This is a genomic window from Haloferax sp. KTX1, from assembly GCF_902410085.1.
GTDB classification, from domain to species: domain Archaea; phylum Halobacteriota; class Halobacteria; order Halobacteriales; family Haloferacaceae; genus Haloferax; species Haloferax massiliensis.
The window spans coordinates 1-576 of record NZ_CABPRH010000065.1; the positions used below are offsets into that span (position 1 = coordinate 1).

A 576-nucleotide genomic window follows, 5' to 3' on the forward strand; every position below is an offset into this window, starting at 1 on the left:
ATCAACGTCTCGACAACGAGCGCCATCGTCGCTGCCGGGGCTGGCGTCCCCATCGCCAAACACGGCAACTACTCTGTTTCTTCATCTTCGGGGAGTGCCGATGTGCTCGAAGAAGTCGGCGTCGACATCGAGGCCGAACCGCCGGCCGTCGAGGAGACTATCGAACGAGACGGCATCGGTTTCATGCTCGCTCCCGTGTTCCACCCGGCCATGAAGGCCGTCATCGGCCCGCGCCAGGAACTCGGGATGCGTACAGTCTTCAATATTCTCGGCCCGCTGACGAACCCCGCTGACGCGGACGCGCAGGTGCTTGGTGTCTACGACCCGGACCTCGTGCCCGTGATGGCAGAGGCGCTGGCCCGACTGGACGTCGAACGAGCGCTGGTTGTCCACGGTGACGGCCTCGACGAGATCGCCATCCACGGCGAGACGGCTGTCGCGGAGGTCACCGGCGACCGGATCGAGGAGTACACCATCACTCCGGAGGATATAGGGCTTGAAATGCACGACATCGAGACCATCTCCGGGGGATCACCCGAGGAGAACGCCGCCGACCTCCGTGGCATCGTCACTGGC

Annotated in this window: 1 protein-coding gene; it reads left to right on the forward strand. The window is 64.1% G+C overall.

Annotation, left to right across the window (positions count from 1 at the left end):
• Positions 1–576: anthranilate phosphoribosyltransferase (gene trpD / locus FY251_RS20775; RefSeq protein WP_148416850.1), on the forward strand; the 576-nt coding region annotated here is incomplete at both ends.